The sequence below is a fragment of the Comamonas granuli NBRC 101663 genome (genome assembly GCF_000739995.1).
GTDB classification, from domain to species: Bacteria; Pseudomonadota; Gammaproteobacteria; order Burkholderiales; family Burkholderiaceae_C; genus Simplicispira; species Simplicispira granuli.
Genome location: NZ_BBJX01000001.1, coordinates 222,528 through 243,994 on the forward strand (window position 1 = coordinate 222,528; position 21,467 = coordinate 243,994).

At 67.8% G+C, this 21,467-nt stretch carries 19 protein-coding genes and 1 pseudogene; 7 read left to right on the plus strand and 13 right to left on the minus strand.

Features of this window, described 5'->3' with window-relative positions:
- Positions 1–25: 25 nt before the first annotated feature.
- The 4 genes from CGR01S_RS01015 to CGR01S_RS16100 are packed head-to-tail and all read left to right on the plus strand — an operon-like array spanning position 26 to position 6,080.
- Complete coding sequence (locus CGR01S_RS01015) at positions 26–1,018, plus strand: glycosyltransferase family 2 protein (RefSeq protein ID WP_042421481.1); 993 nt, start codon at positions 26–28, stop codon at positions 1,016–1,018.
- On the plus strand, positions 1,015–1,374 hold the full coding sequence (locus tag CGR01S_RS01020) for an EamA family transporter (RefSeq protein WP_042421483.1): 360 nt from the start codon (positions 1,015–1,017) through the stop codon (positions 1,372–1,374). The genes CGR01S_RS01015 and CGR01S_RS01020 overlap by 4 nt, the downstream gene beginning before the upstream one ends.
- A complete protein-coding gene (locus tag CGR01S_RS01025; protein ID WP_084690505.1) occupies positions 1,344–2,762 on the plus strand; it encodes a DUF2142 domain-containing protein in 1,419 nt (472 codons plus the stop codon). The genes CGR01S_RS01020 and CGR01S_RS01025 overlap by 31 nt, the downstream gene beginning before the upstream one ends.
- 39 nt (positions 2,763–2,801) lie before the next feature.
- Complete coding sequence (locus tag CGR01S_RS16100) at positions 2,802–6,080, plus strand: glycosyltransferase (protein ID WP_052382467.1); 3,279 nt, start codon at positions 2,802–2,804, stop codon at positions 6,078–6,080.
- Between the two features lie 16 nt (positions 6,081–6,096).
- Here the strand turns inward: CGR01S_RS16100 and CGR01S_RS01035 are convergent, their stop codons facing one another.
- The 6 genes from CGR01S_RS01035 to CGR01S_RS01060 all read right to left on the minus strand — a co-directional run bounded on the left by CGR01S_RS01035 (position 6,097) and on the right by CGR01S_RS01060 (position 12,562).
- Entirely contained in the window at positions 6,097–6,981 is an 885-nt protein-coding gene (locus CGR01S_RS01035; protein WP_245616715.1) for a glycosyltransferase family 2 protein, read from the minus strand.
- Between the two features lie 100 nt (positions 6,982–7,081).
- Positions 7,082–7,624, minus strand: coding sequence for a dTDP-4-dehydrorhamnose 3,5-epimerase (gene rfbC, locus CGR01S_RS01040; RefSeq protein WP_042421488.1), 543 nt, complete (start codon positions 7,622–7,624; stop codon positions 7,082–7,084).
- A gap of 20 nt (positions 7,625–7,644) precedes the next feature.
- Positions 7,645–8,529: a glucose-1-phosphate thymidylyltransferase RfbA gene (gene rfbA / locus CGR01S_RS01045; RefSeq protein ID WP_042421765.1), complete on the minus strand. Its 885-nt coding sequence runs from the start codon at positions 8,527–8,529 to the stop codon at positions 7,645–7,647.
- 18 nt (positions 8,530–8,547) lie between these two features.
- Positions 8,548–9,438, minus strand: a complete 891-nt coding sequence (rfbD, locus tag CGR01S_RS01050) for a dTDP-4-dehydrorhamnose reductase (protein WP_042421490.1) — start codon at positions 9,436–9,438, stop codon at positions 8,548–8,550.
- On the minus strand, positions 9,435–10,502 hold the full coding sequence (rfbB, locus tag CGR01S_RS01055) for a dTDP-glucose 4,6-dehydratase (RefSeq protein WP_042421492.1): 1,068 nt from the start codon (positions 10,500–10,502) through the stop codon (positions 9,435–9,437). Before rfbB ends, rfbD begins: the two co-directional genes overlap by 4 nt.
- A 74-nt stretch (positions 10,503–10,576) precedes the next feature.
- Positions 10,577–12,562, minus strand: a complete 1,986-nt coding sequence (locus CGR01S_RS01060) for an SDR family oxidoreductase (protein WP_042421493.1) — start codon at positions 12,560–12,562, stop codon at positions 10,577–10,579.
- A 233-nt stretch (positions 12,563–12,795) separates the two neighbouring features.
- Here CGR01S_RS01060 and CGR01S_RS01065 point away from each other — a divergent pair, with 233 nt between their 5' ends.
- The 3 genes from CGR01S_RS01065 to CGR01S_RS01075 all read left to right on the plus strand — a co-directional run bounded on the left by CGR01S_RS01065 (position 12,796) and on the right by CGR01S_RS01075 (position 15,113).
- Positions 12,796–13,452, plus strand: coding sequence for a phasin family protein (locus tag CGR01S_RS01065; RefSeq protein ID WP_042421495.1), 657 nt, complete (start codon positions 12,796–12,798; stop codon positions 13,450–13,452).
- A gap of 189 nt (positions 13,453–13,641) precedes the next feature.
- Positions 13,642–14,301, plus strand: coding sequence for a TetR/AcrR family transcriptional regulator (locus tag CGR01S_RS01070; protein ID WP_042421496.1), 660 nt, complete (start codon positions 13,642–13,644; stop codon positions 14,299–14,301).
- Between the two features lie 38 nt (positions 14,302–14,339).
- Positions 14,340–15,113 carry a hypothetical protein gene (locus CGR01S_RS01075; RefSeq protein ID WP_042421498.1) on the plus strand — a complete coding sequence of 258 codons (774 nt, stop codon included), beginning with the start codon at positions 14,340–14,342 and terminating at the stop codon, positions 15,111–15,113.
- On the opposite strand, the gene CGR01S_RS01080 is transcribed toward CGR01S_RS01075, so the two are convergent.
- From CGR01S_RS01080 to glyS, 7 genes and pseudogenes are all read right to left on the minus strand, one after another.
- The gene (locus CGR01S_RS01080) at positions 15,110–15,889 is read right to left on the minus strand and encodes a type III pantothenate kinase (RefSeq protein WP_042421766.1); all 780 of its coding nucleotides are present in this window, start codon (positions 15,887–15,889) and stop codon (positions 15,110–15,112) included. The genes CGR01S_RS01075 and CGR01S_RS01080 overlap by 4 nt on opposite strands.
- 69 nt (positions 15,890–15,958) lie before the next feature.
- A complete protein-coding gene (locus CGR01S_RS17240; RefSeq protein ID WP_369345544.1) occupies positions 15,959–16,378 on the minus strand; it encodes a rhodanese-like domain-containing protein in 420 nt (139 codons plus the stop codon).
- Between the two features lie 195 nt (positions 16,379–16,573).
- Positions 16,574–17,074: pseudogene (locus CGR01S_RS17245) on the minus strand (MBL fold metallo-hydrolase); the annotation flags it as partial.
- Between the two features lie 52 nt (positions 17,075–17,126).
- Entirely contained in the window at positions 17,127–18,047 is a 921-nt protein-coding gene (locus CGR01S_RS01090) for a M48 family metallopeptidase (protein ID WP_042421502.1), read from the minus strand.
- A gap of 2 nt (positions 18,048–18,049) precedes the next feature.
- Positions 18,050–18,574 (minus strand): D-glycero-beta-D-manno-heptose 1,7-bisphosphate 7-phosphatase, encoded by a 525-nt coding sequence (gene gmhB / locus CGR01S_RS01095; RefSeq protein WP_042421503.1) that lies wholly within the window; start codon positions 18,572–18,574, stop codon positions 18,050–18,052.
- Positions 18,571–19,161: a hypothetical protein gene (locus CGR01S_RS01100; RefSeq protein WP_042421505.1), complete on the minus strand. Its 591-nt coding sequence runs from the start codon at positions 19,159–19,161 to the stop codon at positions 18,571–18,573. The genes gmhB and CGR01S_RS01100 overlap by 4 nt, the downstream gene beginning before the upstream one ends.
- A gap of 163 nt (positions 19,162–19,324) precedes the next feature.
- Entirely contained in the window at positions 19,325–21,463 is a 2,139-nt protein-coding gene (glyS, locus tag CGR01S_RS01105) for a glycine--tRNA ligase subunit beta (RefSeq protein ID WP_042421507.1), read from the minus strand.
- Positions 21,464–21,467: the final 4 nt, after the last annotated feature.

Below are 21,467 nucleotides of genomic sequence, written 5' to 3' on the forward strand. Positions count from 1 at the left end.
GCCACCAGAGTACCGAAGACCCGCTGTGGACCCTCAGCCAAACCCTGTTGCCGTTGTCATTCCCTGCTACCGCGTGCGCGAGCAGGTGCTCGGCGTCATCGCACGCATCGGGCCGGAAGTCTCACGCATCTATGTGGTGGACGATGCTTGCCCGGACGGCTCCGGTGCGCTGGTTCAGGCGCAGTGCCAAGATCCGCGCGTGACGGTATTGCGCCATGCGGCAAACCGCGGCGTGGGCGGTGCCGTGATGACAGGGTACCGGGCGGCCCTCGGTGATGGCGCCTGCATCATCGTCAAGGTCGACGGTGATGGGCAAATGGACCCGACCCTGATTCCGCATTTCGTGGCTCCCATCGCGCGCGGTCAGGCCGACTATGCCAAGGGCAACCGCTTCTACAACCTGACCCATATCCGCCAAATGCCTGCCGCGCGGCTGTTTGGCAATGCCGTTCTGTCCTTCATGGCGAAGCTCACGACGGGCTACTGGAGCCTGTTCGACCCGACGAACGGGTACACGGCCATCCACGCGAAGGCTGCGCGCTGCCTGGATTTCAGCCAGATCAGCGAACGCTATTTCTTTGAAACCGACATGCTTTTCCGCCTGAATACGGTGCGTGCCGTGGTGGTCGATATCCCCATGGACGCCCGCTATGGGGACGAGAAAAGCAATCTGCGCATCCGCCGGATCCTGGGGGAATTCCTGTTCAAGCATGGCAAGAACCTGTGCAAGCGCATTTTCTACAACTATTTCCTGCGCGACATGACGGTGGCCTCGCTGGAGCTGGTATTCGGCATATTGCTGTTGGCATTCGGCGTGGCGTTCGGCAGCTACCATTGGTGGACCGGTCTGGCCCATGAGACGGCGACGCCCCCCGGCACGGTGATGCTGGCTGCACTGCCCACGCTCGCCGGCCTGCAGTTGCTGCTGGCATTCGTGGGCTACGACGTCGCCAACCAGCCACGCCGCCCCATCCACCCCGACCTGCCCGACCCAGCGCCCGGAGACACTGCGCCGTGACCGTACGCCAACTTTGCTTCGTCGTTTTCACCGTATTGGCTCTGTCCGTGGGGCAAATCCTGTTCAAGCTGGCTGCCCGCGACATGCGTCCCGGCGATCCATGGCTGGAGCAGGTGGCGCTGAATGCATGGCTGTACGTGGCCTTGGCGGTGTACGGGGTGGCCACCATCGTCTGGGTGCTGCTGTTGCGCCATGTGGCCTTGCAATTGGCCTATCCGTTTGTGGCGCTCGCGTTTTTCTTCGTCCCGCTGCTGGCGCATTGGATTCTGGGTGAAACGCTGCGCTGGCAGACCTTCGCCGGGGCCGGATTGATATTGTTGGGTGTATGGATCTCCGTTGGTTGGCCAGCCCGATGAGCAGGAGCCACGGAGCCTCATTCTGGCCCGCCAGCATTTGGGCGCTGGGCGCTTTCGCGCTCCTCAGCGTTCTGTCCTTGCTGGTTCCGCCCATGCAATCGCCCGATGAGAACGCCCATCTCATGCGCGCCGAAATGCTCTCCCACGGGCAGTGGCTTCTGCAGCCCCCGCCTGTGGGCACGCCGGTCGAGCTCGCCAGCCCAGGCGGCGAGGTGGACGCAGGCCTGGCGCAGTACAGCCATGCCTTCATGGAGACCATAGCGCCCCCCGGAGGGCCAGCACCCGCGGCAGTGCGGGAAAAAACCGCGCACTGGAACTGGGCGCATGCCACGGTCTTCTACCCCGCACCAGGCACGGGCTACTACTTCCCGCTGATTTATGCGCCGCAGGCACTGGCCCTGTGGCTGGGTCGCACCCTGGGGTGGAGCGTGCCGGACAGCTACCAATTGGCACGCTCCTGCGCTTTGCTGGTGGTATGCCTGCTGACCACCATGGCGTGGCGGCACATACCCCCCAATCCCGCTGTCATTGCTGTGGCGACCTTGCCCATGGGCCTTTTCCAGGCCGTATCGCCCACCCTGGATGGAATCACAACGGCGCTGGCCTTGCTGGCCATCAGCCAGTTCATCGCCCATGCCCGGACTCCTTCATCCCAGCCGGGACAGTCCCTGCCGTGGGGGTTTCTGGCCTGCATTTTTCTGCTGGTGACGAGCCGCACCCATCTGCTGCCGCTGCTGCTGCTGCCGGTGTTCCTGGCCTGGAAACGCCAGTCTGCGGCCGCCTGGGCAGCCACCGCTCTGCTGGTGGCCGCGTGCCTGGCATGGTTGGGCTTTGCCATGGCCTCGACGACGGATGGACGTGTGGTGCGCGAGCACTCCACCACAGAGATCGTGCTGCTGTACGCAGGACATCCCGCTGAATTCCTCGCACTGCTGGGGCGCACCTTGGGGAACCACGAACTGGTGCGGTTCTATGGGCAATCGTTCATCGGCATTCTGGGGTGGCTGGACACGCCGCTGAAAAGCGCGCGCTACGAAATTCTCAGCGCAGGGCTGCTGCTTGCAGCCAGCCTATCGTTTCTCTGGCGGCGCCCGGCAGACGCCGCCGCGCGGTGGCTGCTGTGCGCCGTGGCGCTGGCGTCCTGCCTGCTGGTGTTCGTGGCACTGGCCGTGACCTGGACGCCCTATGCTGCACCGGCCATCGCTGGCGTGCAAGGCCGCTATTTCGTGGTCCCTGCGCTCCTGCTGGGCTATGCTTTGGGAGACACCGCGCCCCATCGGCCGGCTTGGCAGCGATGGGGCCTGCGCGGACTGGGGGCCGGCATGGTGCTGGTGTCGCTCGCAGTTCTCGTGGAAACCCTGGTGCAGCGCTACGCGTTCTGGCCCTGAGGCCGCACCTGCGCACCTTTTGCTGTTTGCTCTCTTTCTGTGGAACCGGACCTCATACCCTACAGCGCCGCCGAAACCATCGCCGCGCATTCCGTCGTCGTCCTGGCGCCGCACCCTGATGACGAGGTGTTCGGCTGTGGCGGCGCCATCGCGGCACACGCGCATCGGGGAGTGCCGGTGCATGTGGCCATTCTGACCGATGGGGCCGGAGCCGGCGACCCGGCACTGCGCGCACAGGAATCCTGCAAGGCAGCCGCCATACTGGGCTACGCCGCCCCGGAGTTCTGGGGCGTCGCGGACAGAACCTTGCTTAGCAGCGAGCCGCTACAGCAGCGCCTGCTCGAGACACTGCAGCAGCACGGTGCAGACCTGCTGTATGCGCCCTCCCCCTGGGAGGTGCACCCTGATCACCGGCAGGCATGCGCCATGGCCATGCAGGTGGTCCAGCGCCTGGGGGGACGGGTGCGCCTGGCGTTCTACGAAGTCGGCGTTCCGCTGCGGCCCAATGTCCTGCTGGACATCACCGCCCACCTGCCAGCCAAGCAGGCCGCCATGCAGTGTTTCGCCTCACAGTTGCTGCGTCAGGACTATGCCCGGCAGATCGAGGCGCTGAACACCTACCGCACCTACACGCTGCCCAGGCACGTGCTGGCCGCCGAGGCCTACCGGGTGGTTTCTGCCGACCAATTGGTCTCGGGAGAGATGGCTGGGGAACTGCGCATGGCTTCGGCCACAGTGGACCGTTCCGCGCAGGTCCCGTCCGCCAGCGGCCCCCTGGTGTCGATACTGATACGCAGCGTGGGACGGCATCATCTGGCCCGCGCCCTGGATTCCGTGGCCACGCAAACCTACGCGCGCATCGAGGTCACGGTCGTGGCTGCCAGCAGCGAACACCCGCCACTGCCCGGATTCTGCGGTCCGTTCCCCGTCCACCTGCACCAGACGCAGGAACCTTTGCCACGCAGCAAGGCCGCCAACAAGGCGCTGGACGTGGCACGTGGAGACCTTCTGCTTTTTCTGGATGACGACGATTGGCTGATGCCGGACCACGTGGCCCGGCTGGTGAGTGCCCTGCAGGCGCATCCCGCAGCACTGGCCGCCTATGCCGGCGTGGCATTGGTGGACGATGGCGGCAAACCGCTGGGCCAGGTGTTTGATCTGCCCTTCGACCGCACGCAGATGCAGGCCGGCAACCTGATGCCCATCCATGCCGTGCTGTTCGACCGTGCCCTGCTGTCCAAGGGATGCCGCTTCGATGAGGCCCTGGACCGCTATGAGGACTGGGATTTCTGGCTGCAGGTCGCACAACACACCGCCATGGTGCATGTCCCCGGGATCAGCGCAGCATATGTGGTGCACGCCAGTTCCGGCGTGCACGAGGATGCCGGCCCGCGCAGTGCCCATACCCAGCGCATCTACGCAAAGCACAGTCCGCGTTGGAGTGAGGATGACTGGGCAGCACTCATGGAGCGCAATTGGGCCTACCCTGAACTGGCGCGGCAGCACAATGCAGACCAGCAGGCCCAGCGGGCACTGGGGGCTCTGCAAATGACCAACGCCGAGTTGAACAGGCAGCTCGCAGCCATGACCGAGAGCAGGAGCTGGCGCATCACGGCCCCCCTGCGCAGGGCGTCCGCCCGGTGGTCGGCAGCGCAGCGGCTGGCCAAGCGCGCCCGGGAGATCGTGTCCACCGAGGGATTTGCCGGTGTCCGCTACCGGGTAATGCAAAAGCTGCACGCCCCGGTACGCTACGACGCCTGGATGCGCCGCGCCAGACAGGCGACGCTGGCGTCCAGCGCCGCCATGCGCGCCGAATCGCACGATTGGCACGCCCGGCCGCTGCTGTCCATCGTGATGCCGGTCTACAACCCCCCCCTGAATCTGCTGCGAGAAGCCGTCGAATCAATCCAGGCACAGGTCTATGAGCATTGGGAGCTTTGCATAGCCGACGATGCTTCGCCAGACCCGGGCGTCTGGGAATGCCTGCAGCAATTCTGTCGTGCAGACGCACGGGTACGCGCAGTGCGCCGCACCCGCAACGGGCACATTTCGCAAGCGTCGAACAGCGCCCTGGAACTGGTCACCGGGGAATTCATCGTCCTGATGGACAACGACGACCTGCTGCCTCCCGATGCGCTTTATTGGGTGGCAGATGCCATTCGGCGCCACCCTACAGCCCAGATCCTGTATTCAGACGAAGACAAGATCGATTCCAGCGGCACACATTTCGGGCCGTATTTCAAATCGGACTGGAACCACGCCCTGTTTCTCGGGCATAACATGATCAGCCACCTGGGGGTGTACCGCACGGACCTGGTTCGCCGCATGGGGGGCTTCCGGCAGGGATACGAAGGGTCGCAGGATTACGACCTCGCGCTGCGCTGCATCGAGCACATAGCGCACAGCGACATCATTCACATTCCCAAAGTCTTGTACCACTGGCGTGCGATCGAAGGCAGTACGGCCTTGGCCACGGGAGAAAAACCCTATGCCGTGGACGCTGCACAACGCGCGCTGACAGACCACCTGGCGCGCACCGGCCTGCCTGGGCACATCACGGTATCGAGCCTGTCGAACTATGTCTGCGAGCGCCCGTTTCCTCAGGCACATGCCTTGAGTCTTATCGTCGTGGGAGCGCACGATGGCAATGCCCCATGGATAGACCGGCTGCGCAGCAGCCTTCCCCTGGTGGAAGTGCAATGCTGCCGCGACATCACCACGGCATTCGGCCACGCACGTGAGGCCAAGGGAAGCCTCGTGGCCATCGTGCGGTCGGGGCTGGTGCCGGACACCGATACCAGCCTCTCATCGATGGCTGGATGGGCTGCGGACGACGATGTGGGCATCGTCGCTGGATCAGTACGAACCCACGAAGGTGCCTTGGCTGCGGGTGGACTGGTATTGCACCCGGCGCTCGGCTGCACCCCTCTGCTGCCCGGCCTGCCCAAAGGGAACCCGGGGTACATGGGGCGAGGGACATTGACCCAGGAACTATCGGCCGTGGCATGGGATTGCATCGTGCTGCGCCGATCGGTGCTGGAGGCTTGCGGGAGCCCGGACGCCGCGCTTGGCGGCGGCGATCTTGCCGCCACGGCCTTTTGCCTCCGGTTGCGTGCGGCGGGCCTGAAAGTCCTCTGGAGCCCAGAAGCGTCCTGGAGCGCTCCTGCGGCCTATCACAGAGAGAAAACAACACGCGCGCAGCGCGCCCGCTTCGACCAGCATGTCAGACCCATGCACCATGCCCTGCTTGCGCGAGACCCGGCATACCACCCTGCCTTGCGCAGTCTCCCGGCCGATTTCACACTGAAAGCAAACTGACCGGCTGCCCGGCCGGTCAGTCGCGCGCCGGCAGCACCAAAGGCCCGGTGCGTCCCTGCCAGCCATGGACGCCCCCCTTCACCCACATGCGGAAATACGCCAACCGGCCTGGCACCAGCGTGGAAAACACGAGAAAGCGCTTGAGCTGGCGCAGAGCCATGTGGATCTTGGCCATGCGACCCACGCGGCAGGAGCGCAGTACCAGCACCAGATTGCGGGCCTGGTAGTAGTGCCGCCATGGCGCATGCAGCGAAATCTCTTTCCCCAGCACACGGATCACCTTGTCACCCAGGGTGTGCTCCAACAGCGCGGCGCATGATCCGAAGACCCGATAGCCCAGAGCGCGAGCCCGCAGGCACCACTCGATGTCCACCCAGTCGATGAAGAAGTCCTCACGCATCAGTCCTACGGTGCGCAGCACGGGGGCAGGAATCAGGCAGCCCGAGGCAATCAGGTCGTCCACCTCCCACACCCGCTGTGCGTCGGAACACTCGAGCGTGCGCAGGCGCCCGCGCTGGAACCGCCGAAAGGGCGTGCGCGCCACCCCCCGCCGGGGATCGAAATGGCGCGGCCCGGCTGCAGCCGCCTGAGGGTGAGCGTCCAGCGCCTCGAGCAAGCGCCGGACCATGTCAGGCGCAGGAAGACTGTCGTCGTCCATGAGGAGCACATGCGAGGCTCCATGCTCCAGCGCCCAGGCGATGCCTTTGTTCTGCGCGGCACCTATGCCCAGATTGCCATCAAGCCAGATGGCCTGCAGCCGTTGCGCCGGCCACCGGGACTGCAATTGCCGCAACGATGCCGGCGAAGCGTTGTCCACCCATACGATGGTCGCAACCTGCGGAAGCAGACGTTCGAATTGCGCGGCAAGACGCTCTGGATCGCTGCCGTAGGACACCACCACGGCATGCACTTGGCAGGTGGACGGACTCATCCGCGCCGCACCAGCAGCACGCTATCCGCCGTGCACGGCTGCCCTGGTGCCGCAGCGCAGCGGATCGCTTTCACAAGTCGGCCTCGGCCAGTGACTTGCCCGCCCGGTCCTTGGCGGACAACTGCACGGGCACATCCACATGGGGCCAATCGATGCCGATGGCAGCATCGTCCCACGCAATGCACCGCTCATGCTGCGGCGCATAGTAGTCGGTAGTCTTGTAAAGGAAGTCCGCGGTTTCGCTGAGCACGATGAAACCATGCGCGAAGCCCGGCGGCACCCACAACTGGCGGTGGTTGTCCTCGCTCAGCTCCGCGCCCACCCATTGCCCGAAGGTGGGTGAACTCTTGCGGATGTCCACGGCCACGTCGAACACGGCTCCGCGCACCACGCGCACCAGCTTGCCCTGGGGCTGCTGGATCTGGTAGTGCAGGCCGCGCAGCACGCCCCGGCTGGAACGGCTGTGGTTGTCCTGCACGAACTGGTAGTGGGTGCCGGTGGCGTCGTTGAAGGCTTGCTGGTTGAAGCTCTCGAAGAAAAAGCCCCGGGCATCGCCGAAGACCTTGGGTTCAAGCAGAACAACGTCAGGAATGGCCAGGCGGGTGGCTTGCATGGGCGGGTCTCTCGCAGGGGTCAGTAGACTTTTTCGTTCAGCAGGCGCAGCAGGTACTGGCCATAGCCATTCTTGGCCAGGGGGCGCGCCAGTTGTTCCAGGGCCAGGCTGTCTATCCAGCCGCTGCGCCAGGCGATTTCCTCGGGGCAGGCGATCTTCAGGCCCTGGCGGTGCTCCAGCGTGGCGATGAACTGGCTGGCTTCGAGCAGGCTCTCGTGCGTGCCGGTGTCCAGCCAGGCGTAGCCGCGGCCCATGATTTCCACGTTGAGCTGGCCCTGCTGCAGGTACAGGCGGTTGAGGTCGGTGATCTCCAGTTCGCCGCGCGGCGAGGGCTTGAGGCTTTTGGCGAGTTCGACGACCTGCGGATCGTAGAAGTACAGGCCGGTGACCGCGTAGTGGCTCTTGGGGGCCTGGGGCTTTTCCTCGATGGAGAGCACCTTGCCCTGGGCGTCGAACTCGGCCACGCCGTAGCGCTCGGGGTCGTGCACATGGTAGGCGAACACGCTGGCGCCGGTGCTGCGGGCATGGGCACTGCCCAGCAGCTCATGGAAGTCGTGGCCGTAGAAAATGTTGTCGCCCAGCACCAGGGCACTGGGGCTGCCGGCCAGGAACTGCTCGCCGATCAGGAAGGCCTGGGCCAGGCCGTCCGGGCTGGGCTGCACGGCGTATTGCAAGCTGAGGCCCCACTGGCTGCCATCACCCAGCAATTGCTCAAAGCGCGGCGTGTCCTGCGGCGTGCTGATGATGAGGATGTCGCGTATGCCCGCCAGCATGAGGGTGGACAGCGGGTAGTAGACCATGGGCTTGTCGTACACCGGCAGCAGTTGCTTGCTGATGGCCAGCGTGGCGGGGTGCAGGCGGGTGCCGGAGCCGCCGGCGAGGATGATGCCTTTGCGTTGTGTCATGGGCGGGGGCGGTTCCATTCAGAGGATTTCGGTGAGCATGCGCGCGACGCCCTGCTGCCAGTGCGGGAGCGTGAGGCCGAAGGTGGCCTGGAGCTTGCGGGTGTCCAGGCGCGAGTTGTGCGGGCGCCGGGCCGGCGTGGGGAAGGCGCTGGTGGGCACGGGCGCAATCTCGGTTGCTTTTATTTTGATAGCTGCTGACGCTTGCCCTGCCTGCGCCAGCACGTATTTTGCATAGGAATGCCAGTTCGTCTCGCCGCCGGCCACGCAGTGGTACAGGCCGCCGTCCTGGGGCCGGTGCTGCAGGTGACGGATGGCGTGGGCGGTGACGTCGGCGAGCAGGTCGGCACCCGTAGGCGCTCCCCATTGGTCGTCGATGACGGTGAGGCGTTCGCGCTCCTGCCCCAAGCGCAGCATGGTCTTGGCGAAGTTGCCGCCGCGTGCGGCGTAGACCCAGCTCGTGCGCAGGATGAGGTGGCGGCAGCCCGATTGCTGGATGTGCTGCTCGCCCTCCCACTTGGTGGCGCCGTAGATGGACAGCGGCGCCGGCGTGTCGGTCTCCACCCAGGGGCGGGTGCCGCTGCCGTCGAACACATAGTCGGTGCTGTAGTGCACCAGCAGCGCGCCCAGGCGCGCGGCTTCCTGGGCGATCAGCCCCGGCGTGGTGGCGTTGAGCAGGCGGGCGAACTCGGGCTCGCTCTCGGCCTTGTCGACAGCGGTATGGGCGGCGGCGTTGACGATGACGTCCGGCTGGAGTGCACGCACCGTGGCGGCCACGCCCTCGGGGTTGGCAAAGTCGCCGCAGTGCTCCGGGCTGTCGAAGTCCAGCGCCGTGACCTGGCCCAGCACGGCGAGGCTGCGCTGCAGCTCCCAGCCGACCTGGCCGCCCTTGCCCAGCAGCAGGATGTTCATACCGCCGCGCCTTCGTACTGCTTGGCCACCCAGTCGCGGTAGGCGCCGCTTTGCACCTGGGCCACCCATGCCGGATGGTCCAGATACCACTGCACGGTCTTGCGGATGCCGGTCTCGAAGGTCTCGGCGGGGCGCCAGGCGAGTTCGCGCTCGATCTTGCGCGCGTCGATGGCGTAGCGGCGGTCGTGGCCGGGGCGGTCCTTGACGTAGGTGATCTGCGCCTTGTAGCTCTGACCGTCGGCCCGCGGGCGCAGTTCGTCCAGCAGGGCGCAGACGGTGTGCACGATCTCGATGTTCGGTTTTTCGTTCCAGCCGCCGATGTTGTAGGTCTCGCCCAGGCGCCCGGCTTCGAGCACGCGGCGGATGGCGCTGCAGTGGTCCTTGACGTAGAGCCAGTCGCGGATCTGCATGCCGTCGCCGTACACGGGCAGGCTCTTGCCGGCCAGGGCGTTGACGATCATCAGCGGGATGAGCTTTTCCGGGAAGTGCAGCGGGCCGTAGTTGTTGCTGCAGTTGGTGGTGAGCACCGGCAGGCCGTAGGTGTGGTGCCAGGCGCGCACCAGGTGGTCGCTGGCGGCCTTGCTGGCCGAGTACGGGCTGTTGGGTTCGATCTGGTGCTCTTCGGTGAAGGCGGGGGCGTCGGGCGCGAGCGTGCCGTAGACCTCGTCGGTACTCACGTGCAGAAAGCGGAACGCTCCTTTTTCAGTAGCATCCAGCGCTTGCCAGTAGTGCCTTGCAGCCTCCAGAAGCCTGAAAGTGCCGACCACGTTGGTCTGGATGAAGTCCTCGGGGCCGTGGATGGAGCGGTCCACGTGCGACTCGGCCGCGAAGTTGACAATGGCGCGCGGCCGGTGCTCGGCCAGCAGGCGCTCGACCAGGGCGCGATCGGCGATGTCGCCCTGCACGAAAACGTGGCGCGCATCGCCCTGCAGGCTGGCCAGGTTGTGCAGGTTGCCCGCGTAGGTCAGTTTGTCGAGGTTGACGACGGGCTCGCCACTGTGGGCGAGCCAGTCGAGCACGAAGTTGGCGCCGATGAAGCCGGCGCCGCCGGTGACGAGGATCATGGGAAGGGCTTGCGCAAAGGCGGAGAAAACGCAGGATTATCCCAGCCTCCTGCGCAAGCCTGCTTCCACATGTTTCAGAAGTGGATGCCCCGCATCATCTGCTGCATGGCAATGGCCTCGGCCGAGAGCTGCGGCTTGCTGCCCTTCTCGCCCTTGGCCGCCGAGGAGTCGGGGAACATGCGGAAGCTCGCGTTCATGCCGATCTGCGCCACGCGCGGCAGCAGGGCATGCAGCACCTGGCCGGTGATGCCCAGGCGCGTGGCGATGCGCACGGGCTTGAAGATGCAGGCCTGGGCGATCATGTCGGCGGCCTCCTCGGGGCTCAAGGTGGGCACGTTGTTGTAGATCTGCGTGGGCGCGATCATGGGCGTGCGCACCAGGGGCATGTTGATGGTGGTGAAGGTGATGCCCTGATCGGCGAACTCGCTGGACGCGCAGCGCGTCCAGGCGTCCAGCGCCGCCTTGCTCGCCACGTAGGCGGAGAAGCGCGGCGCGTTCGTCAGCACACCGATGGAGCTGATGTTCACCACATGGCCCTTGCGCTTTTCCACCATCTTGGGCAGCAGGCCCATGGTCACGCGCAGGCAGCCGAAGTAGTTGAGCTGCATGGTGCGCTCGTAGTCGTGGAAGCGGTCATAGCTCGACTCGATGGCGCGTCGGATGGAGCGGCCCGCGTTGTTGATGAGGAAGTCCACGCCGCCATGGTCGGCGATGAGCTGCTGCACGAAGCGGTCGCAGTCCTGCATGTCGGCGATGTCGGCCGCATAGGCGATGAAGCGGTAGCCCTTGTCCCGGGCCTCCTGGCAGGCGGCATCGAGCTTGTCCTGGTCGCGCCCGCAGATGATGGTGGTGGCCCCCGCCTCGGCGAACTTGTGCGCCGCCGCCAGGCCGATACCCGAGGAGCCGCCGGTCACCAGCACCACCTTGCCCGCCACCGTGCCCTTGAGCGAGCGGTCGATGAACAGCTCGGGGTCGAGGTGGCGCTCCCAGTAGTCCCAGATGCGCCAGGCGTAGTCCTTGAGGTTGGGGCAGGCCACGCCCGTGCCCTTGAGCGCGGCCGCGGTTTCGCGGCAGTCAAAGCGCGTGGGGTAGTTCACGAAGGTGAGCATGTCCTCGGGCAGACCCAGGTCCTTGAGCACGGCATTGCGCACGCGGCGCACCGGGGCGATGGCCATCAGCGTCTTCTTCACGCCCTTGGGGATGAAGCCCAGCAGCGCGGCGTTGACGAAGAGGTTCATGCGCGGCGCATGCGCGGCGCGCGAGAAGATGTCGAGCACGTCGCCCACGCGGTAGCCCACCGGATCAACGAGGTGGTAGCACTTCTTGGCTATGCCCTCCTGGTGGCTGATGGCGTGGATGGCATTGACCACGAAGTCCACGGGCACGATGTTCACGCGCCCGCCCTCCAGACCGATGGCTGGCATCCAGGGCGGCAGCAACTGGCGCATGCGCTGGATGAGCTTGAAGAAGTAGTACGGGCCGTCGATCTTGTCCATCTCGCCCGTCTGGCTGTCGCCCACCACCATGGCGGGGCGGTACACCGTCCAGGGCTGCTTGCACTCCTGGCGCACGATTTTTTCGCTCTCGTGCTTGGTCATGAAGTAGGGATGGTCCAGGCCCTCGGCTTCCTCGAACATGTCTTCGCGGAACACCCCCTCGTACAGACCGGCCGCGGCGATGGAGGAGACATGGTGGAAATGCCCGGCATCGATCGCCTTGGCGAACTCCACCGTGTTGCGCGTGCCCTCGATGTTCACGGCCACCTGGCTCTCGGTGTCGGCCGAGAGGTCATACACCGCGGCCAGATGGTGGAAATGGTCGATCTGGCCCTTGAGCTTCTTCACGTCCTCCGCCGCCACGCCCAGCTTCTTCGCCGTGAGGTCGCCGAACACGGGGATGGCGCGCGCGGCGCTCACGCCCCAGTAGCTGCGCAGCTCGGCCACCTTGCCCGCGCTTTCCTTGCGCAGCAGAAAGTACACCACGCTGCCCTTGCGTTCCAGGAGTTTCTTGACCAAACGCTTGCCGATGAAGCCCGTGGCTCCTGTCACGAAATACTGCATGTTGAAAACTCCGGTTGAAATTGCCCGTTCATTCTTGCGCAAGCCCGCTGCCGGCGACTTCAGCAAAAACCCGTGGCGATCCTAGCGGAGACCGGCACCGCCAGCGCTAGACGGCACCCTCTACGTTTTTAGGAGCGCCAGCCTACACGCGGCGCACCGCGCGGCGTACAGTCCGGGACATGCCACAAGCAGCCTGCCTGGCGGCACCCCATCAACCCATCCACGGAGGCCATATGGTCAAGAAACTGCAGAAACTCAGCAACGACAAGAAGAAGACGGGCGCTCAGCTCTCGAGCACCGTCAAGGACTCGGCCCAGCAGATCTGGCTCGCCGGCCTGGGTGCATTTGCCAAGGCCCAGGAAGAAGGCGGCAAGGTGTTCGAAGCCCTGGTCAAGGAAGGCCTGTCCATCCAGCGCAAGACCCAGGCCGTTGCCGAGGAAAAAATCTCGCAGGCCTCCAGCCGCGTGACCAGCATGGCCAGCGACATCGGCTCGCGCGCCGCCGGCCAGTGGGACAAGCTCGAATCCATTTTTGAAGACCGCGTGGCCACCGCCCTGTCCAAGCTGGGCGTGCCCACCGCACGCGACCTGGACGTGCTCAACGCCCGCATCGACGCCCTGGCCAAGAGCCTGGGCAAGACCCCGCCGCCCGCCAAGGACGCGGCCCCCAAGAAGGCCGCGGCCAAGCCCGCCGCCAAGCCCGCTGCCAAGAAGGCACCCGCCAAGGCTGCAGCCAAGGCCGCTGCCAAGCCGGCCGCGAAGCCTGCCGCCAAGAAGGCCGCGGCCAAGCCCGCCGCCAAGAAGGCACCCGCCAAGCGCGCCCCCTTTCCCAAGGTGACGCCGCGCGCCGCCGAGCCCACCGCCGCTGCCGACACGGCCGCCAGCGCCTGACGCATCGCGCCCCCGGGCAGCGGGCCCTATCGGGCCGCTGCCGCCAGGCGGCTGCCGCGCTCCGGGCGTGGCAGCCGCTTTGCTTTGCGGCAGCGCAAGATGCCGCAGTGCAACATGCGAGAAACGCCGCATCGTCGGTTAGAGTAGCTCCAGGGAACCTTTCGATCCGCTGCATGAGGACCAGCACCCATGGTGAAAAAAGCGCCGCGCCGCACCGCTGAACGCATACTGGAAGTCACGCTCGAACTGTTCAACCGTTTTGGCGAGCCCAACGTCTCGACCACCCTCATCTCGGCCGAGCTGCGCATCAGCCCCGGCAACCTGTACTACCACTACCCGGCCAAGGACGAGCTCATCAACGCGCTCTTCGATCGCTACGAGCGCGCCCTCACCGAGCTGCTGCACGCCAGCGGCGGCGTGCGCAACGTGGAAGACGCCTGGTTCTTCATGCACACGCTGTTCGAGCTGATCTGGCAGTACCGCTTTCTCTACCGCGACCTCAACGACCTGCTGTCCAAGAACCGCCGCCTGGAGACGCACTTCCAGAAGGTGCTGGAGCACAAGACCGCCTCGGTGCGCGCCCTGCTCGATGGCATGCGCCGCGCCGGCAGCCTGGAGATGGACACGCACGGCACCGAACCCACCGCCACCAGCATGGTGGTGGTGCTGACCTACTGGCTGAGCTTTGAGTACGTGCGCGACCCGCGCCGCGCGCTGGAGCCCGAATGCGCCCAGGCCGCACTGCTGCGCGGCGCACACCACGTGCTCAACCTGCTCATGCCCTACCTCGAACCCGGGCAGCGCGCCCACCTGCTGCAACTGGCCAGCGCCTACCGCAGCGCTGCCTGAGCCCCGCACACACAACACCACCAACGACGGAGACACCCATGGCCCACTGGACCCCCTTCCCCCACGCCGGCGAATTCGACTACGACGCGGCCAGCCTCAAGAAGCACTGGGCCCGTCTGCACGCCGGCGACGCCGAACCCCTGCCCAAGAACGCCGCCCTGCTGCAGGCCTGGGCCCACTACCACAACGGCGAGTTCCAGCAGGCGGCCGAACAAGGCCTGGCCCTGGGCGGCGATGGCATCACGGTGGCCAACAAGGCCACGGCGATCTACGCCACCTACCTGGAGAAGAAGGAAAAGACGCGGCTGGACCTGTTCATGCAAGTGGCCGAGCGCGCCCAGGCCCAGGCCCAGGAGCAGCCCCAGAACGCCAACGCCTGGTACTGGAACGCCTACGCCCTGGGCCGCTACAGCCAGGGCATCAGCGTGGCCAAGGCCCTGGCGCAGGGCCTGGGCGGCAAGATCAAGGAGTCGCTGGAAAAGGCCATCGCCCTCGCCCCCAAGCACGCGGACGCGCGCATCGCCCTGGGCGCCTTCCATGCCGAGGTCATCGACAAGGTCGGCGCGCTCATCGGCGGCATGACCTACGGTGCCAAGAAGGACGCCGGGCTCAAGCTCTTCCAGGAGGCGCTCAAGCTCAACCCGGGCTCGGCCATCGCCATGGTCGAATACGCCAACGCGCTGGTCATGCTCGAAGGCGACAAGAAGATGAAGGAAGCCACCGCCCTCTACGAAAAGGCCGCCGCCACCACGCCCATGGACGCCATGGAGCGCCTGGACGTGGAGATGGCCCAGGCGGAACTGGAGGACTAAGCGCTCTGCGGCGGCCCGAACCGTCGGGCCGCAATCTCCAGCAGACCGTCGAAGATCAGGTTTTCCACCAGCTCGAAGGGGCGCGTCATGCTGGGCGCCATCTTCCAGCCTGCGCCGCCGGTCATCATGCACTGGGGCTCCTGGCCGCAGCGCTGCAGCAGGTGCTGGTAGACGCGCTCGACCGCGCCGGCAATGGCGTAGGTGCCGCCGCTGGTGAGCGCATCGCTGGTATTGGTGGGGAAGGGGCGCACCTCGCCCGTGGGCACGTGCAGGCCGGCCGTACCCGACTCCAGGGCACGCAGCATGATGCCGTGGCCGGGCAGGATGAGCCCGCCCAGGAAATGCCCCTCGGCGTCTATGGCCTCCACGGTCACGGCTGTGCCCACCATCACCACCACCAGCGGGCGCGCCGGGCCGCGTGCGAGCATGCGCTGGCGCGCGCCGATCATGGCCACCCAGCGGTCGCAGCCCAGGCGCGCGGGGTGGTCGTAGCCGTTGGTCAGCCCGGCCTCCTGCGCACCGGGCACGACCCAGTGCGGGTCCACGCTCCACAGCTCCATCTGCTCCTCGACGCGGCGGCGCACGGCATCGCCCGCCACCACGCAGCCGAGCATGCGCTGGGGCGCCGCCAGGTGGGCCCAGGCCGTCTCCGACAGGCGGTCGATGTGGTCCAGGAATTCGGCGCCCTGGGCCAGCAGGGCCGCGCCCGGACGCGGCGCCTCGTACAGCGCCCACTTCAGGCGCGTGTTGCCAACGTCGATGGCCAGAAAAGTCATGGCGGGCATTATGAAACCAATTGCCGGGGGCGCGCCTGTCACCTGCGCGGCAGGCTGGGCGCCGGCGGGTCAGCTCTGCCGCCAGGGCAGGCCATGGTGGCGCCAGCCGCCGCGCTGGCCGCGGTGCGCGTGCTCGTCGGGGTCACCCTCGAAGCCTTCGAGCACGTTCCAGGCCTCCAGGCCCAGCCGCGTCGCCTGCTGCGCCGCGGCGATGGAGCGCACGCCGCTGCGGCACAGCAGCAGCGCCTTGCGCCCCGGGGGCACGGCAGCGCGGATCTGCGCGTCGAAGTCCGGGTTCAGGGCCATGCCGGGCCACTGCTTCCAGGCCACGGCCACGGCGCCGGGCACCTCGCCCACCCAGGCGCGCTCGGCATCGCTGCGCACGTCGACGAGCACCGCCTCGCCCGCCTGCACCCATTGCCAGGCCAGGAGCGGCGACACATCGCCCGCATAGCCCTGGGCGCGGCGCTCCGCACACTGGCCGCGCATGGCGGCGGCGTCGTGGCGCAGGCCCGATTGCCGGTTGGCCGGCAGGGCCTCGTGCATGCGCTCGGGCGGCGGCAGGTGCAGGCCCTGCATGAGGGCGACGAACTCCTGCTCGCTGCGCCCGGCCACGCGCGCGTTGCCCGTGCGCTCGGCGGCGATGCTCGAGTGGCTGCGCCCCGCATAGTCGTGCCCGGGCCAGACCAGGGTCTCGGGCGGCAGCGCGAACAGCACCTGCGTGATGCTGCGCCAGAGCGCGTGCGCATCGCCCGACTGGAAGTCGGTGCGCCCGCAGCCGCCCACGAGCAGGGTATCGCCCGTGAACACATGGCCGCGCCACAGGTAGCACATGCTGCCCGCCGTGTGCCCGGGCGTATGCAGCGCGCGCAGACGCTCGCCGCCAAAGTCCAGGGTGTCGCCGTCGGCCAGTTGGCGCTGGGCCGTGCCTATGCCGCAGCCGGCGGGCGCCGCGGTGTGCGCGCCCGTGTGCTCGGCCAGCAGACCGGCGCTGGTGATGTGGTCGGCGTGGTTGTGCGTCTCCACCGCCCAGCACAGGCGCAGGCCGCGCGCCTGCAGCACGGCCAGGTCGCGCTCGATCTGCGCATCAACGGGGTCGATGATCAGCGCATCGCGCGTGTGCGGGTCGTGCAGGAGGTAGGTGCAGGTGCCCGAGGCGGGGTCCAGAAGTTGCAGGGGGTGCATGGCGTTTTGGAGTCAAATGGCGTCGTAAGGCGCGTATTCACTGCGCAAGCAGCTATTCAATGCAGAGCACGCCGTCCCAGTCCGGCACGGGTTCCTCGCGCAGGTGGCGGCGCAGGCGGGCATGGTCGGGCAGCACGCTGGCCACGGTGTTCCAGAACTGCGGGCTGTGGTCCATGACGCGCAGGTGCGCCAGCTCGTGCACGACCACGTAGTCGATGACGGCCTGCGGGTGGTGCAGCAGGCGCCAGTTCAGGCTGATGGAGCCGTCGGCGCGCGCGCTGCCCCAGCGCGTCTGGGCGCTGGACAGGCGCAGGCGCGTCCAGCGCACACCCAGCAGCGGCGCAAAGTGGTCCAGGCGCGCGCTCAAGTGCAGGCGCGCATGGCGCATGAGCCAGGCCTGCACGGCGTCGCGCACCTGCGCGGGTTGCGCCGCCGCCGGCAGGCCGATGCGCAATTGCCGCTCGGCGTGCGCACCGTCCTCCTGCAGCACGCCCAGCAGGCTGTGGCGCGCATCGAGCACCACGCGCAGCGGCTGGCCCAGGAAGGGCAGCACGGCGCCGTCGCCCCAGGCGATGCGCGCATGCACCTGGCGCTGCTGGCGCAGCCGGGCCTTGGCGAGCTTGCGCAGAATCCAGCCCGACTTGGCGCGCAGGGCGGCCTCCACCGCCGCCAGCGTCACCCAGGCGGGGGCGCGCACGGCCAGGCCCTCGGGGCCCACGGTAAAGCCTATGCTGCGGCGGCGCGCGCGCTCGAAGCGGTAGGCCACGGCCGCGCCCTCCAGGCGCAGCTCCCGGTTGGCCTGCGGATGGGCGTAGCGCGCCGGGGTGAGGATGTCGGGGAGCGCCGCAATCGCTTCATTTTTGATAGCTGCTTGCGCTTGTATTTCGGGCGCCGCAGGCCTTTTTTCCTCTATTTTTTGCCCCTGGGGCGCTGGCACGCACCAGTCCAGCGCCAGTTGCACGAAATGCGGCATGCTCAGGCGCGCAGCACGTGGTCGGCAAACGCGGCCAGGTCGGCGTGGACCTGGGCGGACGCGGTCCAGGCCGGCTCGGCCGGCGCAGGGCCCAGCCAGTGCAGTTGCGCCCCCAGGGCGGCGCCCGCCTGCAGGTGTTCGGGGCAACTGCCGGCCACGAGCACCGCGTCGGCATCGACGTTGTAGCGCTCGCAGATCTGCTCGAGCAGGCCGGGGGCGGGCTCGCGGCAGTGGCAGCCGTCCTCGGTGGTGTGCGGGCAGAAGAACACGGCGTCGATGCGCCCGCCCGCGGCGGCCAGTTGGCGGTGCATGCGCGCATGGATGGCGATCAGCGTGGCCATGTCGAACAGGCCGCGGCCCAGGCCCGGCTGGTTGGTCGCCAGCACCACGTGCCAGCCGGCGTGGTTCAGGCGCGCGATCGCGTCCAGCGCACCGGGCAGGGGTGTCCAGTCGTCGGGCGCGGCCACATACCCTTCGGCCCCCAGGGCATTGATGGTGCCGTCGCGGTCGAGGATGACGAGTTTCATGGCGCCATTATCAATCGCCAGCCCGTGGCGTAGTGCCCGTACCAGCGCCCCTGCGCGCGCTGCAGCTCCAGGCGCTGGCCATTGGCCCAGGCGGCGGCCTCGGGGGCGTCGATGAGCACCTGCTGCGGCGCCGGCACGCCCTCGATGCGCAGCACCAGCTCCGTGCCGCCCGTGCTGTGCAGGTGGGGCGCGCGCGCGCGGCTGCCCAGCACCTGGGCCTGCGCGGGGGGCTGCGCCTGCAGGCCTTGCAGGTTGGCCGCGTGCAGCCCCAGGGCCGCGCAGCCCGCCAGGCAGGCCAGCACCCAGGCGCCCAGGAGCACGCGGCGCACCGCGGCGGCCCCGCGGCGGCGCGCCAGCAGCGCCAGCAGGGCGGCCGCCACGAGCACGGCGGCGAGCGCCGCCAGCCAGGGCAGGAACAGGTCCAGCGCCGTGGCCTGGGGCGGCGGCAGGGGGGACAGGCGCCACGCGGGCGGGCCCGGATGGCGCTCGGCCTGCCACTGCAGCCCCCAGCGCAGCGCCGCCAGCAGCGCAGGCGGGGCAAACAGCCACCAGGCCGTGCGCTGGGTGCGGGCGGCGTCAGTGGTCATGGCCACAGGACCGGCGGCGGCTGTGCAATCCACGGCCCCTGCAAAGGGCGGCCACCGCGCACGGGCCGCACTGCGGTGCGGGAAGCGTCCCCCGGCCCGCAGCGCGCCGTGCTGCGGGAGTGGTGGGAAGGCGCCGAAGGCGACACTGGGGGCGGCCCCTTGCTCAAGCCAGGCGCGCGAGGTCGGCGACGCGGTTCATGGCCGTGTGCAGCGTCTTGAGCAGGCCCTGGCGGTTCAGGCGCAGATCGAGCTGCTCGGCGTTGACCATGACGTCGTCGAAGAAGGCATCGACCGGCGCGCGCAGCACGGCCAGGGTCTGCAGGCTGGCGGTGTAGTCGCCCGCGGCGAACTGCGCATCGGCCTCGGGCACGAAGCGCTGCAGCGCGGCGTACAAGTCCTGTTCCGCCTGCTCCTGCAGCAGGGCGGGGTTGACGTGCGGGTCCACCGGCCCCTCGACCTCGGCCTTCTTCAGGATGTTGCCCACGCGCTTGTTCGCCGCCGCCAGGGCCGGGGCCTCGGGCAAGGCGGCAAAGGCGCGCACGGCGGCGAGCTGCTGCCCCACCTGCGCCAGGCGCTGCGGGCGCAGGGCGAGCACGGCATCGACCTCCTGGGCGCTGTAGCCCTGCTCGCGCAGCACGCCGGCGAGGCGTTCGTAGATGAACGCGGCCAGCGGTGCGCTGGCGTCCTGGATGCGCTCGCCAAAGCAGGGCACGGCGCTGGCGAGCAGCGCGTCGAGGTCCAGCGGCAGGTGCTTCTCGACCAGCATGCGGATCACGCCCAGCGCATGGCGGCGCAGCGCAAACGGGTCGCGGTCGCCCGTGGGCAGGTTGCCGATGCCGAACATGCCCACCAGGGTTTCGAGCTTGTCGGCCAGCGCGACCACCACGCCCGCCATGTTGCGCGGCAGCTCGTCACCGGCGAAGCGCGGCTTGTAGTGGTCCTCGATGGCGTCGGCGATGACCGCGCCCAGACCGTCGTTGAGCGCGTAGTAGCGGCCCATGGTGCCCTGCAGCTCGGGGAACTCGCCCACCATGTCGGTCACGAGGTCGGTCTTGGCGAGCAGCGCGGCCTGGTCGGCCTGCTGCACGAGCTGCGCATCGCCCAGGCGCGCGGCAATGGCCTGGGCGATGGCGCGCACGCGCTCCACGCGCTCGCCCTGCGTGCCCAGCTTGTTGTGGTAGACCACCTTGGAGAGGCTGTCCACGCGCGAGGCCAGGGTCTTCTTGCGGTCCTGGTCGAAGAAGAACTTGGCGTCGGCCAGGCGCGGGCGCACCACGCGCTCATTGCCGCCGATGACGAAGCTCGCGTCCTCGGGACGGATGTTGCTCACCACCAGGAACTGGTTCGTGAGCTTGCCCGTGGCGTCGAGCAGCGGGAAGTACTTCTGGTTGGCCTTCATCGTGAGGATGAGGCATTCCTGCGGCACGCCAAGGAACTGCGCCTCGAACTGGCAGACGAGCACATTCGGGCGCTCGACCAGTGCGGTCACTTCGTCGAGCAGGGCCTCGTCCTCGATGGGGCGCACGCCGCCACCCACGCGCGCCGCAGCCTGCGCGAGCTGGCGCACGATCTCGGCCTTGCGCTGGTCGAAACTGGCGATCACGGCGCCATCGCGCTCCAGGGTCTCGGCGTACTGGTCGGCGTGGGCCATCTCCACCACCGGCTGCGCCGCCTCGAAGCGGTGGCCGTGCGTCGTGCGGCCCGCGCTCAGGCCCAGCGCCTTGACGGGCACGACGGTGCTGCCGTGCAGGGCCACCAGGCCGTGCGCGGGGCGCACGAAATGCACGCTGCTCCAGCCGGGCAGCTCGCAGTCGGTCTCGAGCTGGTAGCTCATCACCTTGGGGATGGGCAGCAGGCGAATCGCTTCGTCCAGGGCCTTTTGCAGGCCCGTGTCCAGCGTGGCGCCGCTGGCCAGGCTGTCGTAGAACAAGGCCTCGGCCTTGCCGTCGCTCGCGCGCTGCAGCCGGGCCACGGCGGCAGCCGGGTCGGACAGGTCGGCGCCCAGCGCCTGCAGCTTCTTGAGCAGCGCGGGCGTGGCCTGGCCGTCGGCCGTCAGGCCCACGCTCACGGGCATGAGCTTTTGCCGCACGGCCTTGTCCTCGGCCTTGAGCCAGACATGGCGGATGTGCGCCGCCAGGCGGCGCGGCGAGGCGTAGGCGGTGACGCCCGAGTCCTCGCCCACCAGGCCCTGGGCCCGGAGCTGATCGAACAGCACGCCGGCGAAGGCATCGCCCAGCTTCTTGAGCGCCTTGGGGGGCAGCTCTTCCACAAACAGTTCGACGAGAAGGTTTTGCGTGGTCATGGTG